The organism is Pseudomonas sp. LBUM1651 (assembly GCF_059716135.1).
On record NZ_CP166805.1, the window covers coordinates 1,988,021 to 2,007,437 of the forward strand.

A 19,417-nucleotide genomic window follows, 5' to 3' on the forward strand; every position below is an offset into this window, starting at 1 on the left:
ACAGCAGATATTGTGGATACCACAAATCACTGTGGGAGCTGGCCTGCCAGCGATAGCAATCCGACGGGCAACAAAAATCCCCCGGGGCTGAACACCACCGGGGGATTTTTTATGCCCGAAAAACCTTACCGCTGATGCACCTGATTCCCCGCCGCATACGTCTGCAGAACAGTCCGGTCATCCCCCAGCGTCATCAACACAAACAGCGTCTCGGCAATGTTGTTCGCCTGCTTCAAGCGATAGCTCAGCAACGGCGTAGCGTTGTAATCCAGCACCAGGAAGTCCGCATCAGTGCCCGGCAACAACGTGCCGATCTTGTCTTCCAGGTGCAGCGCACGTGCACCGCCGAGGGTCGCCAGGTACAGAGATTTGAACGGGCTCAGTCGCGCACCCTGCAACTGCATGACCTTGTACGCCTCGTTCAACGTTTGCAGCAGCGAGAAACTGGTGCCACCGCCAACGTCCGTGCCCAAACCGACATTCAGCTTGTGCTTCTCGGCCATCGGCAAATTGAACAGGCCACTGCCGAGGAAGAAGTTCGAGGTCGGGCAGAAGGCAATCGCCGAACCGGTTTCGGCCAGACGCGCGCATTCGTCGTCGCACAGGTGTACGCCGTGGGCGAACACCGAGCGCTCGCCCAGCAACTGGTAGTGATCGTAGACGTCGAGGTAACCCTTGCGCTCCGGGAACAGCGCCTTGACCCACTCGACTTCCTTGAGGTTTTCGCTGATGTGGGTCTGCATGTACAGGTCCGGATATTCGCTCAGCAGCTGGCCGGCGAGGGTCAGTTGTTCCGGGGTGCTGGTCGGGGCGAAGCGCGGAGTGACGGCGTAGTGCAAGCGACCCTTGCCGTGCCAGCGCTCGATCAATGCCTTGCTTTCCACGTAGCTGGATTCGGCGGTGTCGGTCAGGTAGTCCGGCGCGTTGCGGTCCATCATCACCTTGCCGGCGATCATCCTCAGGTCCAGCTGTTCGGCGGCCTCGAAGAACGAGTTCACCGATTGCGGATGCACGCTGCCGAACACCAGCGCCGTTGTGGTGCCGTTGCGTAGCAGTTCCTTGATGAAAATGTCCGCGACTTCATCGGCGTGAGCCTTGTCGGCGAACTGGCTTTCACAAGGGAACGTGTAAGTGTTGAGCCAGTCCAGCAACTGCTCGCCGTAGGCGCCCACCATGCCGGTTTGCGGCAAGTGAATGTGAGTATCGATGAAGCCGGGCGTGATCAGTGCGTCCTGATAATGGGTGATCTCGATGTCGGCGGGCAGGGTCGGCAGCAGTTCGCTGGCGTGACCGAGGGCGCTGATCTGGCCGTTGTCGACCACCAGCAAGCCGTCTTCGAAATACTCGTATGAGGCTTCGATGCCAACGATAGCGGGGTCGGCGATGCTGTGCAGGATGGCGGCGCGGTAGGCTTTGCGAGTCAGAGGCATTGTCGTTCTCAGTTGGTGGCTCTTTAATTCGAAGCGTGGCTGCGGCGTGAAGCAGGCAGCAGTTTGGCAATCGACGATCCGGCGCTGGCGGTGTGCTGGCCGAAATTCGCGTTATAGGTGGCGATGATTTCGCCGGCGATGGAGATGGCGATTTCCACAGGCAACTTGCCTTTGACTTCGCCCAGGCCCATCGGGCAGCGCATGCGTTGCAGCGTCGCGCTGTCGAAGCCACGATCACGCAGGCGATGTTCGAATTTCACCCGTTTGGTCTTCGAACCGATCAGGCCGAAGTAGGCGAAGTCGTTGCGCTTGAGGATCGCGGCGGTGAGTTCGAGGTCGAGCTGATGATTGTGGGTCATGACGATGCAGTAGCTGCCGGCGGGCAGGTCGTCGATTTCATCCACCGGTTCTTCCGCGACGATCTTGCGCACGCCGTGGGGGATCTGTTCGGGGAATTCGTCCTCCCGCGAATCGATCCAGCGTACCCGGCAGGGCAGGCTGGCGAGCAGCGGCACCAACGCCCGGCCGACATGGCCGGCGCCGAACACGGCGATCTGCGCCTGGACCTGGCCCATCGGTTCGAACAGCAACACGGTCACGCCGCCACAGCACTGGCCCAGGCTGGCGCCGAGGCTGAAGCGCTCCAGGTGCGTGTCCTGTTTGCCGCTGGCCAGCATCTCGCGGCCGATCTGCATGGCCTTGTATTCCAGATGCCCGCCACCGATGGTGTCGAAGGTCTGGGTGGCACTTATGACCATCTTCGAGCCGGCATTGCGCGGCGTCGAGCCGAGCTCTTCGATGATGGTCACCAACACGCAGGGTTCACCCCGGTTTTGCAGGTCGGCGAGGGCGTCGATCCAGTTGTACATATTCACCTCGACATCTTTGTTGTCTATCCGGGCCTCATCGCTAGCAGGCTAGCTCCCACAGGGGGAATGCATTCCAAATGTGGGAGCTAGCCTGCTAGCGATTGGCCGCGCCTCGGTATCAGAGCGAAGCCAACTCAACTTCGGTTTCGGCAGCCTTCGCCGCCTTCAACTGCCGCATCTGCTCACACCCCCACAACACCCGCTCCGGTGTCGCCGGTGCGTCGATTTTCGGCTGATGCTTGTAGTCACCGAGGCTGGCCACGGCGTCCTTGATCGCACACCACGACGCGATGCCGAGCATGAACGGCGGCTCACCCACGGCCTTGGAATGGAACACCGTGTCTTCCGGGTTCTTGCGGTTCTCCACCAGCTTCACCCGCAGGTCCAGCGGCATGTCCGCCACGGCCGGGATCTTGTAGCTCGCCGGGCCGTTGGTCATCAGTTTGCCCTTGGCATTCCAGACCAGCTCTTCCATGGTCAGCCACCCCATGCCCTGGATGAAACCGCCCTCGACCTGACCGATGTCGATCGCCGGGTTCAGCGAGGCGCCGACGTCGTGGAGGATGTCGGTGCGCAGCATCTTGTACTCGCCGGTCAGGGTATCGATGATCACTTCGCAGCACGCAGCCCCGAAGGCGTAGTAGTAGAACGGCCGACCACGCGCCTGACTGCGGTCGTAGAAGATTTTCGGGGTCTTGTAGAACCCGGTGCTCGACAGCGACACCTGAGCGAAATACGCCTGCTGGATCAACGCTTCGAACGTCAGGATGTGATCGCGAATCCGCACGTGACCGTTGTGGAATTCCACGTCTTCTTCGCTGACCTTGTACTGCCGCGCGGCAAATTCCACGAGGCGTTTCTTGATGATTTCAGCCGCGTTCTGTGCGGCTTTACCGTTCAGGTCGGCGCCGCTGGACGCTGCGGTCGGCGAGGTGTTCGGCACTTTGTCGGTGTTGGTCGCGGTGATCTGCACGCGGTCCATTTCCACCTGGAACACTTCGGCCACGACCTGCGCGACTTTGGTGTTCAGGCCTTGGCCCATCTCCGTGCCGCCATGGTTCAGGTGGATGCTGCCGTCGGTGTAGACGTGGACCAGCGCCCCGGCCTGGTTGAGGAAACTGGCAGTAAAGGAAATACCGAATTTCACCGGAGTCAGTGCCAGGCCTTTTTTCAGGATCGGGCTGTTGGCGTTGTAGCGACGAATCGCTTCGCGACGCTCGGCGTACTGGCTGCTTTCTTCCAGTTCGGCGGTCATTTCCTCGAGCATGTTGTGCTCGACGGTCTGGTAGTAATGGGTGACGTTGCGCTCGGTCTTGCCGTAGTAGTTGGCCTTGCGCACCGCCAGCGGATCGAGGCCCAGATGGCGGGCAATCGCGTCCATGACTTCTTCGATGGCGACCATGCCTTGTGGGCCACCGAAACCCCGGTAAGCGGTGTTTGACGCGGTGTTGGTCTTGCAGCGGTGACCGTTGATGGTCGCATCGCCCAGGTAGTACGAGTTGTCGGCATGGAACATCGCGCGGTCGACAATTGACGCCGACAAGTCCGGCGAGCAACCGCAGTTACCCGCCAGTTCCAGCGCGATGCCGTGCAGGCGACCGGTGTTGTCGAAGCCGACGTCGTATTCGACGTAGAAGGGGTGACGCTTGCCGGTCATCAACATGTCTTCGACGCGCGGCAGGCGCATCTTGGTCGGTTGGCCGGTGAGGTGCGCGACGACGGCGCACAGGCACGCGGGACTTGCAGCCTGGGTTTCCTTGCCGCCGAAGCCACCGCCCATGCGGCGCATGTCGACGACGATTTTGTTCATCGAAACGTCCAGAACCTCGGCCACCAGCTTCTGCACTTCGGTCGGGTTCTGGGTCGAGCAATAGACGATCATTCCACCATCTTCAGTCGGCATCACCGAAGAGATCTGGGTTTCGAGGTAGAAGTGTTCCTGGCCGCCGATGTGCAGCGTGCCTTGAATACGATGTTCAGCGGTGGCCAAGGCACCGGCCGAATCACCCCGCTGATGCGTGTGGCTGTCGAGCACGAAGTGGCGTTTGCGCAAGGCTTCGACCACGTCCAGCACCGGTTCCAGATCTTCATATTCGATGATCGCGGCCATGGCGGCTTTACGAGCGGTTTCCAGATCTTTTGCGGCGACGGCAAGTACCGGCTGACCGACGAATTGCACATCGTCGATGGCCAGCAATGGATCGCCCGGCAGCAACGGCCCGATGTCTTTCAACCCCGGCACGTCTTCATGGGTGATGGCGATGCGCACGCCTTCGAAGGCATAGCACGGCTGGGTGTCGATGCTGATGATTTTCGCGTGGGCGCGGTCCGACAGTCGGGCGTAAACGTGCAGCTGGTTCGGAAATTCCAGACGGTCATCGATGTACTGCGCTTCACCCGACACATGTTTGGCGGCGCTGTCGTGCTTGACGCTGCGGCCGACACCGGTGGTCAGGTCCTTGGCGAACAGTTCAGCCAGTTCGGCCTGGGTCTTCTCTACGGCGTGATGGTTAGACATAAGCGGTCACCCGAGTCTCGATGTGCGGCGTTTGCAGTTCGATGAAGTATTTGCGCAGCAGGTTTTGCGCGCTGAGCAGGCGATATTCCTTGCTGGCGCGGAAGTCCGAGAGTGGCGTGAAATCATCGGTCAGGGCGGCGCAGGCGCGTTCGACGGTGGCGTTGTTGAACGGTGAACCGAGCAACACGGCTTCGCAGTGGGCGGCGCGTTTCGGGATGGCAGCCATGCCGCCAAACGCCACGCGGGCATCAGCAATCACACCGTTTTCAAGGCGCAGATTGAAGGCGGCGCAGACGGCGGAAATGTCATCGTCCAGACGCTTGGAAACCTTGTAGGCACGGAACAGCTGTTCGGCACTGGCACGCGGCACGATGATCTTCTCGATGAACTCGCTTTCCTGGCGCGCGGTGACGCGGTAATCGATGAAGTAATCCTCCAGGGCCATGGTGCGGCGGGTCTCGCCTTTGCACAGGACGATTTGCGCGCCGAGGGCGATCAGCAGCGGTGGCGAGTCACCGATCGGCGAGGCGTTGCCGATGTTGCCGCCGAGGGTTCCCTGGTTGCGGATCTGCAAGGACGCGAAGCGCTGCAGCAATTCGCCGAAGTCCGGGTACTCGGCTTTCAAGGCTTCATAGCAGTCGGAGAGGGCGGTGGCGGCGCCGATTTCCAGGCGATCATCAAAGCGTTCGATGCGCTTCATTTCGGCGACGTTGCCGACGTAGATCATCACCGGCAGGGTGCGATGGAACTGGGTGACTTCCAGCGCCAGGTCCGTACCGCCGGCCAGCAGCCGGGCTTGCGGATAAGCGTCGTAGAGGTCGGCCAGATCGGCGACGGTCAACGGCACCAGGCAGCGCTTGTCGCCACTGTTGAGTTCGCCGATATCGGTCGGCGCGATGGCTTTCAGGCGAGCGATGGTGTCGGCTTCGCGAGCATCGAACTGGTCCGGCTGTTTGCTGCAGCAGGACTGCTCGGCAGCTTCCAGGATCGGCCGATAGCCGGTGCAGCGGCAGAGGTTGCCGGCCAGCGCTTCGTGCGCTTTATGCGAGTCCGGCTGATCGCTGTTCTTTTGCAGCGCGAACAGCGACATCACGAAACCGGGCGTGCAGAAACCGCACTGCGAGCCGTGGCACTCGACCATGGCTTTCTGCACGCTGTGCAGTTCGCCTTTGTGCTTGAGGTCTTCGACGCTGATCAGTTGTTTGCCGTGCAGCGACGAAACGAACGTCAGGCACGAGTTGAGGCTGCGATAGCGAATGTGTTCGCGGCCATCGTCTTCCGTTTGCAACTCGCCGACCACCACGGTGCACGCACCGCAGTCACCGCTGGCGCAGCCTTCTTTGGTGCCGGGTTTGCCCACATGGTCGCGCAGATAATTGAGCACGGTCAGGTTCGGGTTCAGGGCGTGCTCGCTACGGAGTTCCTGGTTTAGTAAAAACTGGATCACGGAAGGCCTCGCAGACTCATTATTGTTGTTAACCGACGTGGACCGAATTTATCAGGTCTGACTTTCGGGTCAATGATTTTCTGACTTAAAGGTCAGGAAATAGCATTTTGTCGATCAACAACCTGTTCCTTCATTATTGACCCTCGCGGGATTGCCTGCTTTTTTGCGGGATTCGTGCCAAAAACCGCCGAGTGGGCACTCCGCCATGACCCTTCATGTGCGCTACACTGCGCCGCTTGTGCAGATCGAAGAGTTTGAAGGGACAACCATGACGTTCAAGGCGCCGGACAGCCTCGCCGAGCAAATCGCTCACCACCTCGCCGAACGCATCATTCGTGGCGAAATGAAGCCCGGGGAGCGCATCCAGGAACAGAAGGTCACGCTGGCCCTCAATGTCAGCCGCGGCTCGGTCCGCGAAGCCTTGCTGATCCTCGAGCGCCGCCACCTGATCGCGATCCTGCCGCGACGCGGCGCCCACGTGACCGAGCTCACCGCCCACAAGGTGCAGAGCCTGTGCACGCTGATGAGCGAGTTGTACATCCTGCTCGGCAACGCAGTGGCCAAAGGCTGGCAAGTCCAGGCCGACATGGCGCCGTTCGTGCAGATCCAGCAGCGCCTGACCGCCAGCTACGAGCGTCAGGACATCCGCACCTTCGTCGACGACAGTTTCAATGTGATGCGCGCCGCGTACCCGTTCGCCAACAACCCGTACTTGCAGGAAACCGTCGAGAACCTGCAGCCAGCCATGAGCCGTGCGTATTTCCTCGCGCTGGACCAGCGCAAGGCGTCGATGAGCGAGTTTCTCGAACTGTTCGAACGCTTGCTCGCCGCCGTCTTGGCCCGTGACTTTCCGCAGATCCGCGAAGTGCTGACGGCGTACGCCCAGCGCAGTTGCGATCTGGTGGTTTCTGCCCTGACGGACGCTTAAGCGTGCGGCTCAAGTGCATAAAACTGGCAGGGTTCAAATCCTTCGTCGACCCGACCACCGTGAACTTCCCCAGCAACATGGCGGCGGTGGTCGGGCCCAATGGTTGCGGCAAGTCGAACATCATCGACGCCGTGCGCTGGGTGATGGGCGAAAGCTCGGCCAAGAACCTGCGTGGCGAGTCGATGACCGACGTCATCTTCAACGGTTCGACCAGCCGCAAACCGGTGAGCCAGGCGAGTATCGAGCTGGTATTCGATAACTCCGACGGCACGCTGCTCGGCGAATACGCGGCTTACGCGGAAATCTCCATTCGCCGTAAAGTCACCCGCGACAGCCAGACCACTTATTACCTCAACGGCACCAAGTGCCGCCGCCGTGATATCACCGACATCTTCCTCGGTACCGGCCTGGGCCCGCGCAGCTACTCGATCATCGAGCAGGGGATGATCTCCAAGCTGATCGAGTCCAAGCCCGAAGACTTGCGCAACTTTATTGAAGAAGCGGCGGGCATCTCCAAGTACAAGGAGCGCCGGCGCGAGACCGAAAACCGCATTCGTCGCACCCACGAAAACCTGGAGCGCCTGACGGACCTGCGCGAAGAGCTTACGCGTCAGCTCGAACGCCTGCACCGCCAGGCCGAAGCGGCCAAGAAGTATCAGGAATACAAGGGCGAGGAGCGTCAGCTCAAGGCGCAACTGTCAGCATTGCGCTGGCAGGCGTTGAACGAACAGGTCGGTCAGCGCGAAGCGATCATCGGCACTCAGGAAGTCACGTTCGAAGCGCTGGTGGCCGAGCAACGCAACGCCGATGCGAGCATCGAACGCTTGCGTGATGGGCATCATGACCTGTCCGAGCGCTTCAATCTGGTGCAGGGGCGCTTCTATTCGGTTGGCGGCGACATCGCCCGGGTCGAGCAGAGCATCCAGCACGGTCAGCAACGATTGCGTCAGCTGCAAGACGATTTGAAAGAAGCCGAGCGCGCGCGGCTGGAAACCGAATCGCATTTGGGCCACGACCGCACGTTGTTGCTGACCCTCGGCGAAGAGTTGGACATGCTCACGCCGGAGCAGGAAGTCACCAGCGCCGCCGCTGAAGAAGCCGCCGCCGCGCTGGAAGAATCCGAAACCACCATGCACGGCTGGCAGGAGCAGTGGGACACGTTCAACCTGACCGCCGCCGAGCCGCGTCGCCAATCCGAAGTCCAGCAGTCGCGGATCCAGCAGCTGGAAACCAGCATGGAGCGCTTGGCGGATCGTCAGAAGCGTCTTGGCGAAGAGCGCGCGTTGCTCTCGGTGGACCCGGAAGACGCGGCGATCATGGAACTCAGCGAGCAACTCGCCGCTAGCGAAGCGACCCTGGAAGACTTGCAGGCCAGTGAAGAGGCGCAGGTCGAGCGCCTTGAGCAACTGCGTCAGGAATTGCAGCAAGCGCTGTCGGCGCAGCAACAGGCGCAGGGTGATTTGCAGCGTCTCAACGGCCGTCTCGCCTCGCTTGAAGCCTTGCAGCAAGCCGCCCTCGATCCAGGCACCGGCACCGCCGAATGGCTGCGCGAACAACACTTGGCTGACCGTCCGCGTCTGGCCGAAGGCCTCAAGGTTGAAGCCGGTTGGGAGCTGGCGGTGGAAACCGTGCTCGGTGCCGACCTGCAAGCCGTGCTGGTGGATGATTTCGGCGAATTCGATCTGGCCAGTTTTGCCCAGGGCGATTTGCGTTTGCTCAGCCCCGCCAGCGATGGCGTGCGCGTGCCCGGCAGCCTGCTCGACAAGGTCGAGGCGCAGATTGATCTGTCGCCTTGGTTGGGGCAGGTCAAACCCGTCGACAGCCTTGAACAAGCGTTGGCGCTGCGCAGTCAGCTGACCGCCGGCCAGAGCTTGATCAGTCGCGACGGTTACTGGGTCGGTCGCCACTTTCTGCGTGTGCGCCGGGCCAGCGAAGCGGAAAGCGGCGTGCTGGCTCGCGGTCAGGAAATCCAGCGTCTGAGCATCGAACGCGAAGAGCGCGAGGCCACGGTCGAAACCCTCGAAACCCAACTGCAAAATCTCAGGGCGCAACAGCGTCAGCAGGAAAACGGTCGCGAACATTTGCGCCGTCTGCTGCAAGACGAGGCGCGCCAGCAAGGTGAGCTGAAAGCTCAATTGTCCGCTGGTAAAGCCAAGGTCGAGCAACTGACGTTGCGCCGTACCCGGCTCGATGAAGAACTCACCGAGCTGGCCGAGCAGCGAGCGCTGGAGCACGAAAACATCGGCGAAGCACGCCTGCAATTGCAGGAAGCCCTTGATGCCATGGCACTGGACACCGAGCAACGTGAGTTGCTGCTGGCTCAGCGCGACAGCCTGCGCGAGCGACTTGACCGCGTGCGTCAGGAGGCCCGTCAGCACAAGGATCACGCGCATCAACTGGCGGTGCGTCTGGGGTCGCTCAAAGCGCAACATGATTCGACGCGTCAGGCGCTGGAACGGCTGGAAATGCAGTCCGAGCGCCTGACTGAAAAACGCGAACAACTGAGCCTCAATCTGGAGGAGGGCGAGGCGCCGCTGGAAGAGCTGCGCCTGAAACTCGAAGAGTTGCTCGACAAGCGCATGACCGTCGACGAAGAACTCAAGACCGCACAGATTGCCCTCGAAGACGCCGACCGTGAACTGCGTGACGCCGAGAAGCGCCGCAACCAGGCCGAGCAGCAATCGCAGTTGATTCGTGGCCAGATGGAAACGCAGCGCATGGAATGGCAAGCCCTGACCGTGCGCCGCAAGACCCTGGAAGATCAGTTGCTGGAAGACGGCTACGACCTGCACGGCGTACTCGGCACACTGACGACCGAAGCCAACGAGAAGGACGCCGAAGAGGAACTCGAACGCATTGCCGCACGCATTCAGCGCCTCGGTGCGATCAACCTCGCGGCCATCGACGAATATCAGCAACAATCAGAGCGTAAACGTTATCTGGATGCGCAAAACGACGATCTGGTGGAAGCGCTGGACACCCTCGAGAACGTAATTCGCAAGATCGACAAGGAAACCCGCAACCGCTTCAAAGATACCTTTGATCAGATCAATGGCGGTTTACAGGCGCTTTTCCCAAAAGTTTTCGGTGGAGGACGCGCCTATTTGGAACTGACCGGCGAAGATCTACTCGATACAGGGGTGACGATCATGGCGCAGCCGCCCGGAAAGAAGAACAGCACCATCCATTTGCTCTCCGGCGGCGAAAAAGCCCTGACCGCATTGGCCCTGGTTTTTGCGATCTTCAAGTTGAATCCGGCGCCGTTCTGCATGCTCGATGAAGTTGATGCGCCACTGGATGACGCTAACGTTGGACGCTACGCACGGCTGGTGAAAGAGATGTCGCAGACGGTGCAGTTCATCTATATCACCCACAACAAGATCGCCATGGAAATGGCCGATCAATTGATGGGGGTGACGATGCACGAACCGGGGTGCTCGCGTCTTGTGGCAGTGGATGTCGAGGAGGCGATGGCGATGGTGGACGCCTGATGGCGAGCTTCGAGCGGCAAGCTATAAGCTGCAAGTAAGGTTGCCAACGCTTGAAGCTTTGAGCTTGTGGCTTATAGCTGCTGTAAAGTCCCTTTGTTCGTGCTAGTTTAATGTCAATTTTTCGTATACGTGGGCAAAACGCCTGTCAGAACATAGAGTTGGCGCCACGTTTTAAAGCGGTTTACGAGTTGTAAACCCCTTATTTTTCAGCATTTTTTATAGAGGCACGGGATTACATGGAAATCGGTCTGCGCGAGTGGCTGATCGTCATTGGCATTATTGTCATTGCCGGTATTCTTTTCGATGGCTGGCGTCGCATGAGCGGCGGCAAGGGAAAACTGAAATTCCGTCTTGATAGAAGTCTGTCCAATTTGCCGGACGAGGACACCAGCGCCGAGTTGTTGGGGCCGCCCCGCGTGCTGGACACCCACAAAGAACCGCAACTGGACGAGCACGACCTGCCGTCGGTGAGCATGCCTGCCCGTGAACCGCGCGAGTCGGGTTCCAAGCGCGGCAAGCGTGGCCATGGCGAACCGTCGCAAGGCGACATGAACCTCAGTCTGGACCTGGACGGCGGCCCGAGCTTCAGCAGCCGTGACGACGATTTCCCGGATGACACCAAGGCCTCGCCGTCGGTCAGCGACAAGGAACAACCGCAAGCAGAAGAAGTGCTGGTGATCAGCGTGATCTGCCGCGACACCGCCGGCTTCAAGGGCCCGGCGCTGTTGCAGAACATTCTGGAAAGTGGTCTGCGTTTCGGCGAGATGGACATTTTTCACCGCCATGAAAGCATGGCCGGCAATGGCGAAGTCCTGTTCTCCATGGCCAATGCGGTCAAGCCGGGCATCTTCGATCTGGACGACATCGACCACTTCAGCACCCCGGCCGTGAGTTTCTTCCTCGGTCTGCCAGGCCCGCGTCATCCGAAGCAGGCTTTTGATGTGATGGTGGCTGCGGCACGCAAGTTGTCCCAGGAGCTGAATGGCGAACTGAAGGACGACCAGCGCAGCGTACTGACCGCCCAGACGATCGAGCATTACCGTCAGCGCATCGTAGAATTCGAACGTCGTGCCCTGACCCAGAAGCGCTGAAATTGGCAACGTGCGGGAGATCGCGCCGCGGCTCCTGCACCCTGTAGGAGCTGAGCTTGCTCGCGATGGCGATCTCAAGGACGCCATCGCGGGCAAGCCATGCTCCTACAATGAATTTGCGCCGCATCAACATTGAGCAGCCTCGGCTGCTCTTTTGCTTTATGAGAGAACACCCATGACCGCCGCCAAAACCCGCATTCTAGAGCTGCGCGCTGAGCTGGACCAGCACAACTATCGCTACCACGTGATGGACGAACCGAGCATTCCGGACGCCGAGTACGACCGGTTGTTCCATGAGCTCAAGGCCCTTGAAGCGGCCAACCCTGACCTCATCACCAGCGACTCGCCGACCCAGCGCGTCGGCAGCGCGGCGCTGTCAGCGTTCACTCAGGTGCGTCACGAAGTGCCGATGCTCAGCCTCGGCAACGCCTTTGAAGAGACCGACATGCGCGAGTTCGATCGTCGGGTGACGGAAGGCCTCGATCTGCCGGCCGGCGACTTGTTCGGCGGTGGTGCGGCGGTGGAATACAGCTGCGAACCGAAGCTCGATGGCCTGGCGGTCAGCCTGCTTTATCAGGACGGTGTGCTGGTGCGTGGCGCGACGCGCGGCGACGGCACCACCGGCGAAGACATCAGTGTCAACGTTCGCACCGTACGTAATATTCCGCTCAAACTGCAAGGCAGCGGCTGGCCGGCGACCCTCGAAGTGCGCGGCGAAGTGTTCATGTCCAAAGCGGGTTTCGAACGGCTCAACGCTACGCAACTGGAAGTCGGCGGCAAGACCTTCGCCAACCCGCGCAACGCGGCGGCGGGCAGTTTGCGGCAGCTGGATTCGAAGATCACTGCCAACCGCCCGCTGGAGTTCTGCTGCTACGGCATCGGCCAGGTTTCGGCGGACATTGCCGACACGCACATCGGCAATCTGAAGCAGCTTCAGGCATGGGGCATGCCCATCAGTCGCGAGCTGAAACTGGCGCACGGCATTGATGAGTGCCTGGATTACTACCGCGACATCGGTGAGCGCCGCAACGGGCTGGCCTATGAGATCGACGGCGTGGTGTTCAAGGTCAACAGCATCGCCTCACAGCGTGAGCTGGGTTTTCGCGCTCGCGAGCCACGCTGGGCAATCGCCCATAAATTTCCGGCCATGGAAGAACTCACCGAGTTGCTCGACGTGGAATTCCAGGTCGGTCGTACCGGTGCAGTAACACCCGTGGCGCGCTTGAAACCGGTCAAGGTGGCGGGCGTCATCGTGGCCAATGCGACGCTGCACAACATGGACGAAGTCGCGCGTCTGGGCCTGATGATCGGCGACACCGTGATCATCCGCCGTGCGGGCGATGTGATTCCGCAAGTGGTGCAAGTGGTCATGGAGCGCCGTCCGGATGATGTGCGTCCGGTGCAGATTCCGCAGAAGTGCCCGGTCTGCGGTTCCCATGTCGAACGCACGCAACTGGTCAAGCGCAGCAAGGGTCGCGAGACCGTGAGTGAAGGCGCGGTGTATCGCTGCGTCGGTCGACTGGCCTGTGGTGCGCAACTCAAGCAGGCGATCATTCACTTTGTCTCCCGTCGCGCGATGGACATTGAAGGGCTGGGCGATAAAAGCGTCGAGCAACTGGTCGATGAAGGCCTGGTGAGTTCTCCGGCCGATCTTTATGCGTTGAAATTTGACGGCATTGTCGATCTGGAGGGATTTGCCGAGCTGTCGAGCAAGAAGCTGCTCAGCGCCATCGAAGACAGCAAGAAACCAAGCCTTGCACGGTTTATCTACGCCCTCGGCATTCCCGATGTCGGCGAGGAGACGGCCAAGGTGCTGGCACGCTCTCTCGGTTCGCTGGAGCGGGTTCAGCAAGCATTGCCGCACGTGCTCACCTACTTGCCGGATGTCGGTCTGGAAGTGGCTCACGAGATCCACAGCTTCTTTGAAGATGCGCATAACCAGCAGGTGATCGCGGATCTGCTCAGGCATGGCCTGCAGATTCAGGATCAGGGCGACCTGGGCGCCGAGTTTGCGGCGAGCACCACGCTGGGCGGTTTCCTCGACAAGTTGCACATTCCTTCGGTCGGGCCGGGTGGGGCGCAGAAACTGGCGGACAAGTTCGGTTCGCTGGAAGGCGTGTTCGGCGCTGACTGGCTGGACATGCGTCAGGCGCTGCCGGAGAAACAGGCCAATTCGGTCCGCGAATTTTTTGCGGTTGCGGACAATCGTCAGATTGCTGAGGCCGCTGAAAAGCAGCTGCGCGATTTCGGCATGCACTGGCAGAGCGAGAAGAAGGTCGTCGAAGGGCTGCCGCTGGCGGGACAGACCTGGGTGCTGACCGGTTCGCTGGAATTGATGAGCCGTGATGTCGCCAAGGACAAACTGGAAAGCCTCGGCGCCAAGGTGGCCGGCTCGGTGTCGGCCAAGACCCATTGCGTGGTGGCCGGGCCGGGTGCCGGCTCCAAGTTGGCCAAGGCCAATGAGCTTGGGCTGAAAGTGTTGGATGAAGAGGCGTTTATCGAGTTTCTGAAGAAACACGGCATCCCGATCTGACACTAAACCTTGGATGAGTGAAATCCTGTGGCGAGGGGGCTCGTCGGAACGCCGCACCGCCCCGTTCGGCGGCGAAGCCGTCGTAAAACCGATGAATGCGGTGTGTCTGTAGAAACTAGGCGGAATGAATAGGGGGTCGCTGCGCGACCCAACGGGGGCAAGCCCCCTCGCCACAAAGAACACGGAACGATCTTCGCGCCGCAATGATCTAGTCTTGGCAAGCCCCAGGGAGAGATCGCCATGCACCGCTTCTTCGAACAGCTCAGCTCGCGCATTGCAGCGCCCTTCACCGGCGAGCGTTCGCGCAACAGCAAGGTCTGGCATTGCCGTTGTGGGCAGTCGCTGTTTTTTCGCAACAGCCAGTGCCTGGCCTGTTCGGCGGCGCTGGGTTATCAACCTGAACACAGTCGCTTGTCGTCGCTGCAACCCGGCTTGCAGGCGGACACCTGGGTTCTGGACGCCGATCCCGACGCCGGTGTGTTCCGCCGCTGCGCCAATCTCGATTCCCCTGCCGCGTGCAACTGGCTGTTGCCGGCCAACGATCATGATGCGTTGTGTGTCGCCTGTAGCTTGAATCGCACCATTCCCGATTTATCGATTCCTGAGAATCACGAACGCTGGCGCAAGGTCGAAACCGCCAAGCGTCGCCTGGTCGCGCAGTTGGTCAGCCTGGGTTTGCAGGTCATCCCCAAAACCGTGGATGAAGAAACCGGTCTGGCCTTCGATTTCATTGGCGTCGACCTCGAAGGCAAACCGCCGACCACCGGCCATGCCAACGGCCTGATCACCCTCGATATCAAGGAAGCCGACGACGCCCACCGCGAGCAGATTCGCGTGCAAATGCGCGAACCCTATCGCACGTTGCTCGGGCATTTTCGCCACGAAGTCGGGCATTACTACTGGGATCGACTGATCGCCAACAGTCAGTGGCTGGAACCGTTTCGCGGGTTGTTCGGCGATGAGCGCGCGAGCTATGCCGACGCCCTGGAACGCCATTATCAACAGGGCGCACCGCTCGACTGGCAGCAACACTTCGTCAGCGCCTACGCCACCATGCATCCATGGGAGGACTGGGCGGAAACCTGGGCGCACTACTTGCACATGATGGATGCGGTGGACACTGCCCTCGGTTTTGGCATGAGCGCGAGGGAAATGGATTTCGACTACCAGCCATTTCCGCCCACAACGCTCTACGATCCGCAGCATCCGGGCGGCGCGGCGTTCCTGTCCTTCGTCAATGCCTGGATCGAACTGGCCGGCATGCTCAACGAACTCTCGCGCAGCATGGGCCAGCCGGATTTCTACCCGTTCGTCCTGCCGCCGGCGGTGATCGCCAAGTTGCACTTCATTCACCTGGTGATCCAGCAGGAGGGCGGCAAGGCTGATGAGGTGTTGGCGCAATAGGATTTTCAGCCGTACTGCATGTCCTTGAAGCCGTTCATATTTTTTAATCCATCCGAACGGTTGTAACTTCGTCTCAGACAGGTACAATGGCGCGGCTCGCCGTCAGGTGAGCGTCGTTATGGTGATCCCATCGGTCCCCCCGCAACGATTACCCGTGAACCTGGTCAGATCCGGAAGGAAGCAGCCACAGCGGGAACATTGTGTGCCGGGGTGTGGCTGGTGGGGTTGCCTCCATAACGCCTCGCGAGCCTTCTCTCGCGTTATCCATCAAAAAATACCGTTTTATTGTTCTGCCATGGATCTCGTCCAGGGCGGATTTTCGTCGTTTCCATTTTTTTGGAAACGGCGCAAAAAAAGGAGGCCGACCTGTCGAACCACGACAAGTCGGCCTCCTTTTTTCATTTCTGCCACTAAGGCTTGGACAAGGCCTGGTCAACCGCTGCAATCAGCTTTCCCAGATCCTTCGGGGTGGCTTTATTTATGACTGCGAACAGGTACGCCCGCTGTTCATCTTCGTCGCCCAAATCTGCGAAAAAGGCTTTCAGCTTCACGCCCAGCACGTCGGCAAGCAGGAACAGGGCTTCCACGCTGGGAGTGTAGGTGCCGGTTTCGAAGCGGCTGATGGTTTTGGGGTCAAAACCGGTTTTTTCGCCGAGTTCAGCCTGAGTAAGCCCCGCGACCTTGCGGTAACGCCGGATGGCTGGACCCAAACTTGAAATTTGCATCGCTCAATTCCCATTTATAATCAAGAACTTAACGATAGATTTTTGCATTAGACAACCGCATGATTCATCACCTTGCTTTGCAAAATGTGATGCATTTCGTAGAATCGCCGATCCAAAGGGGTATTCGGTGATCTGTTTTCGGAAGTTCGGCTGATATGGAAGAGCCAGCATTGCGCTCCCTCGAGCGGTATGCGGAGCGCTGAAGCGGTCCTGAGGCCTTGCAAAATGTTACCGAAATCGTTGTTGCTGCCCTTTATCAAGGTCTTTGAGCCTAGTTGATCTTCGGCGGCCAATGGGCCATCAATCGCTGTAAATGGAGTGATCACGTGGCTCTGCGCAGTACGATTCAAAACATCTCTTCCGGGCATTGTGCGCTGGTCGAGCGGTACCACCGCTAGCGACAGCGAGCCTGACTCATGGATGAGAAATACCGCAGGGCCGTTGATGCCGCCGCCATTTTTTCCGAGACAGATCTGACCGGCCGGATTACCTACGTCAACGATCAGTTTTGCGCCGTGTCCGGCTATAGCCGCGATGAACTGCTCGGGAAGAACCATCGCCTGCTCAACTCCGGTTTGCACTCCGCTGATTTCTTTGCCGGGATGTGGCGCACCATCGCGTTGGGCAATGTCTGGAAGGGCGAGATCTGCAATCGCGCCAAGGATGGCCGTCTGTATTGGGTCGAAAGTACCCTGGTGCCGGTGCTCGATGACGCCACCGGGCGAATCCACCGTTACCTGGCGATTCGTTTCGACATCAGCGAAAAACGCCAACTGCTGCATTCATTGCAGTGGCGGGTCGGCCATGACGTGCTGACCGGGCTGCCCAACCGCGCGTTTCTCTCGGATTTGCTGGATCAGGCGCTAGCCTTCTCCCGCGAGGAAAACATTCCGCTGGCGGTGTGCATGCTCGACCTCGACGGCTTCAAGGCGGTCAACGACGGCTACGGGCATGCCAGTGGCGATCTGCTGCTGGTGGAAGTGGCCAAGCGTCTGCGCGACATCGTTCGCGGCGAGGATGTGGTGGCGCGGCTGGCCGGTGACGAGTTCGTGCTGGTGTTGCGTTATGTGCTTGATGTGCCGGAGTTGCGCGCGGCGCTGAACCGAGTGCTGGGGGCGATTTCCGCACCGTACGCGCTGCAGGGCAAGGCCCTGAATGTCTATGCCAGCATCGGCGTCACCCTGTTTCCCCACGACAACGAAGATGCCGAAACCTTGCTGCGTCACGCCGATCAGGCCATGTACGTGGCCAAGCAGAGCGGGCGCAATCGTTTTCATTTGTTCGATGTGTTCCGGGACCAAGAGGTCAAGGCCACTCACCAGACCGTCGAACGGGTACGCCAGGCGCTGGCCGCCGGTGAACTGCGCCTGTATTTCCAGCCCAAGGTCAATATGCGTCACGGTGTTGTCGTCGGCTTCGAGGCGCTGTTGCGCTGGGAGCACCCGCGAGACGGCACGGTGCCGGCAAGGGAGTTTCTGCCGCTGGTGGAGGAAACGGATCTGATCATCGAAATCGGTGAGTGGGTGATGGATCAGGTGTTGTTGCAGTTGGACCGTTGGCAGCAGGCGGGGCAGGGCTGGCCGATCAGCGTCAACATTGCCGCCCGGCATTTTCAGCGGGCGGATTTCGTCGACCGCCTCAGGCAGGTGCTCGCCCGGCATGCCCGGGTCGCGCCACAGATGCTCGACCTGGAAATCGTCGAATCGGTGGCCATCGAAAACATCCAGCATGTCAGCGCTTGTTTGCAGGCCTGTCAGGCCCTCGGGGTGCAGTTTTCATTGGGTGACTTTGGCACCGGGTATTCATCGCTGAGCTACCTCAAGCGCTTGCGCACCCAGACCATCAAGATCGACAAGTCGTTTATCCGCGACATTCTGCATGATCACGACGACCTGGCCCTGACCACGGCGGTCATTGGCCTGGCCCGGGCGTTTGGCCGACAGGTGATCGCCGAGGGGCTGGAAAGCATCGAGCACGGTGAGCTGTTGTTGCAGCTGGGGTGCGACGTTGCCCAGGGCTACTTCATCGCTCGACCGATGCCGGCGGCGGAGGTGCCGGGCTGGGTCGAAGGGTTTGTTGCGCCGCTGCAATGGCGGGGGCTTGATCAAACAGCCTGAGGCTCGTACGAAGATCAAATGTGGGAGCGACCTGCTCGCGAAAGCGGTGTATCAGTTGACACTAGTGCTGAATGACACGCCGCCTTCGCGAGCAGGCTCGCTCCCACAGGTTTTTACGGTTTCCCGACGTAAAGCCGGATGATGTCATCGATTTCCCCGGACATTTTCATCCTCAGCAGGGTGCGCAGAATTCGTTGCGCCGGCACTTTCGGATCATTGCGCACGTAGCAACCGACAATCTGCTCCTGCAGCACCGCCACGCCTTGCAGTTGCCGGTCAGGCAGCAAGCGTTGATTGAACCAGTCCAGCGTCCACTGGTTGCTCACGGCATAGCGATAACGTCCGGCCAGAAGCTTGTCCAGCACTTGATCCTGGTTGCGCGCGTCTTCGCGAATCAGGCGGCCGGCATCGAACAGTGGCTGCAGGGCCGGGTAGCTGTAACCGAGCACCGTACCGATGGTTTGTCGCGGCAAGTTTGCCGGAGTAACCGCGATCTCCGGTTGCCGCCGGCTGATCAGCACGCCGGGCTGATTGCATAGCGGAATGCTCCAGAGGTAGTCCCCGGGATTCGGCAGCCACGACTGCGCGGCATAGCAGCGAACATCGACCTCGCCGTGTTCCATTGCGCCTTGCACCCGCGCCCGGGGCAGCACGTGAAATTCGGCCGGAACGCCGACCTGGGTGGCGAGGCTGACCATCACATCATGCAGGATGCCCCGGGTTGGCCGGCCGCGATCCAGTTGCACCATCGGCATCGCCCAACTGTCGGGCACCACGAAACGCAACGGCGCTTCGGTGGCAGCGCTGTTCAGGCTGATCAACAGCAGTGCCCCCAAGGCCAGCCGCATAAACACTCCGATAAAT

General features: G+C 60.1%; 12 protein-coding genes and 1 other RNA gene. 7 read left to right on the forward strand and 6 right to left on the reverse strand.

What is annotated here, in order from left to right; translation table 11 throughout:
* Positions 1-125 precede the first annotated feature (125 nt).
* The 4 genes from guaD to xdhA all read right to left on the reverse strand — a co-directional run bounded on the left by guaD (position 126) and on the right by xdhA (position 6,264).
* Positions 126-1,430, reverse strand: coding sequence for a guanine deaminase (gene guaD / locus ACA066_RS09165; protein WP_497698948.1), 1,305 nt, complete (start codon positions 1,428-1,430; stop codon positions 126-128).
* Positions 1,431-1,453: 23 nt separating this feature from the next.
* Positions 1,454-2,299: a xanthine dehydrogenase accessory protein XdhC gene (gene xdhC, locus ACA066_RS09170; protein WP_497698949.1), complete on the reverse strand. Its 846-nt coding sequence runs from the start codon at positions 2,297-2,299 to the stop codon at positions 1,454-1,456.
* A 118-nt stretch (positions 2,300-2,417) separates the two neighbouring features.
* The gene (gene xdhB, locus ACA066_RS09175; protein ID WP_497698950.1) at positions 2,418-4,817 is read right to left on the reverse strand and encodes a xanthine dehydrogenase molybdopterin binding subunit; all 2,400 of its coding nucleotides are present in this window, start codon (positions 4,815-4,817) and stop codon (positions 2,418-2,420) included.
* The gene (gene xdhA, locus ACA066_RS09180) at positions 4,810-6,264 is read right to left on the reverse strand and encodes a xanthine dehydrogenase small subunit (RefSeq protein WP_497698951.1); all 1,455 of its coding nucleotides are present in this window, start codon (positions 6,262-6,264) and stop codon (positions 4,810-4,812) included. The genes xdhB and xdhA overlap by 8 nt, the downstream gene beginning before the upstream one ends.
* Before the next feature lie 268 nt (positions 6,265-6,532).
* Here xdhA and ACA066_RS09185 point away from each other — a divergent pair, with 268 nt between their 5' ends.
* The 6 genes from ACA066_RS09185 to ffs all read left to right on the forward strand — a co-directional run bounded on the left by ACA066_RS09185 (position 6,533) and on the right by ffs (position 15,936).
* Positions 6,533-7,192, forward strand: a complete 660-nt coding sequence (locus ACA066_RS09185) for a GntR family transcriptional regulator (RefSeq protein WP_497699836.1) — start codon at positions 6,533-6,535, stop codon at positions 7,190-7,192.
* A gap of 2 nt (positions 7,193-7,194) precedes the next feature.
* Positions 7,195-10,683: a chromosome segregation protein SMC gene (smc, locus tag ACA066_RS09190; RefSeq protein ID WP_497698952.1), complete on the forward strand. Its 3,489-nt coding sequence runs from the start codon at positions 7,195-7,197 to the stop codon at positions 10,681-10,683.
* A 236-nt stretch (positions 10,684-10,919) separates the two neighbouring features.
* Positions 10,920-11,774: a cell division protein ZipA gene (zipA, locus tag ACA066_RS09195; protein WP_497698953.1), complete on the forward strand. Its 855-nt coding sequence runs from the start codon at positions 10,920-10,922 to the stop codon at positions 11,772-11,774.
* 175 nt (positions 11,775-11,949) lie between these two features.
* A complete protein-coding gene (gene ligA, locus ACA066_RS09200) occupies positions 11,950-14,307 on the forward strand; it encodes an NAD-dependent DNA ligase LigA (RefSeq protein WP_497698954.1) in 2,358 nt (785 codons plus the stop codon).
* A gap of 240 nt (positions 14,308-14,547) precedes the next feature.
* Positions 14,548-15,711: a zinc-binding metallopeptidase family protein gene (locus tag ACA066_RS09205; protein ID WP_497698955.1), complete on the forward strand. Its 1,164-nt coding sequence runs from the start codon at positions 14,548-14,550 to the stop codon at positions 15,709-15,711.
* Positions 15,712-15,839: 128 nt separating this feature from the next.
* An RNA gene (ffs, locus tag ACA066_RS09210) (signal recognition particle sRNA small type) lies at positions 15,840-15,936 on the forward strand.
* A 185-nt stretch (positions 15,937-16,121) separates the two neighbouring features.
* On the opposite strand, the gene ACA066_RS09215 is transcribed toward ffs, so the two are convergent.
* Entirely contained in the window at positions 16,122-16,436 is a 315-nt protein-coding gene (locus tag ACA066_RS09215; RefSeq protein WP_497698956.1) for a helix-turn-helix domain-containing protein, read from the reverse strand.
* A gap of 416 nt (positions 16,437-16,852) precedes the next feature.
* Between ACA066_RS09215 and ACA066_RS09220 the strand changes: the two genes are divergently transcribed.
* The gene (locus ACA066_RS09220) at positions 16,853-18,553 is read left to right on the forward strand and encodes a putative bifunctional diguanylate cyclase/phosphodiesterase (protein WP_497698957.1); all 1,701 of its coding nucleotides are present in this window, start codon (positions 16,853-16,855) and stop codon (positions 18,551-18,553) included.
* 113 nt (positions 18,554-18,666) lie between these two features.
* Here the strand turns inward: ACA066_RS09220 and ACA066_RS09225 are convergent, their stop codons facing one another.
* Positions 18,667-19,401, reverse strand: a complete 735-nt coding sequence (locus ACA066_RS09225; protein ID WP_497698958.1) for a substrate-binding periplasmic protein — start codon at positions 19,399-19,401, stop codon at positions 18,667-18,669.
* Positions 19,402-19,417 lie beyond the last annotated feature (16 nt).

Coding starts and splice junctions, on each gene's coding strand:
- guaD (WP_497698948.1), bottom strand. CDS start 1,430: ATGCCTCTGACTCGCAAAGCCTACCGCGCCGCCATCCTGCACAGCATC.
- xdhC (WP_497698949.1), bottom strand. CDS start 2,299: ATGTACAACTGGATCGACGCCCTCGCCGACCTGCAAAACCGGGGTGAA.
- xdhB (WP_497698950.1), bottom strand. CDS start 4,817: ATGTCTAACCATCACGCCGTAGAGAAGACCCAGGCCGAACTGGCTGAA.
- ACA066_RS09185 (WP_497699836.1), top strand. CDS start 6,533: ATGACGTTCAAGGCGCCGGACAGCCTCGCCGAGCAAATCGCTCACCAC.
- zipA (WP_497698953.1), top strand. CDS start 10,920: ATGGAAATCGGTCTGCGCGAGTGGCTGATCGTCATTGGCATTATTGTC.
- ligA (WP_497698954.1), top strand. CDS start 11,950: ATGACCGCCGCCAAAACCCGCATTCTAGAGCTGCGCGCTGAGCTGGAC.
- ACA066_RS09205 (WP_497698955.1), top strand. CDS start 14,548: ATGCACCGCTTCTTCGAACAGCTCAGCTCGCGCATTGCAGCGCCCTTC.
- ACA066_RS09215 (WP_497698956.1), bottom strand. CDS start 16,436: ATGCAAATTTCAAGTTTGGGTCCAGCCATCCGGCGTTACCGCAAGGTC.
- ACA066_RS09220 (WP_497698957.1), top strand. CDS start 16,853: ATGGATGAGAAATACCGCAGGGCCGTTGATGCCGCCGCCATTTTTTCC.
- ACA066_RS09225 (WP_497698958.1), bottom strand. CDS start 19,401: ATGCGGCTGGCCTTGGGGGCACTGCTGTTGATCAGCCTGAACAGCGCT.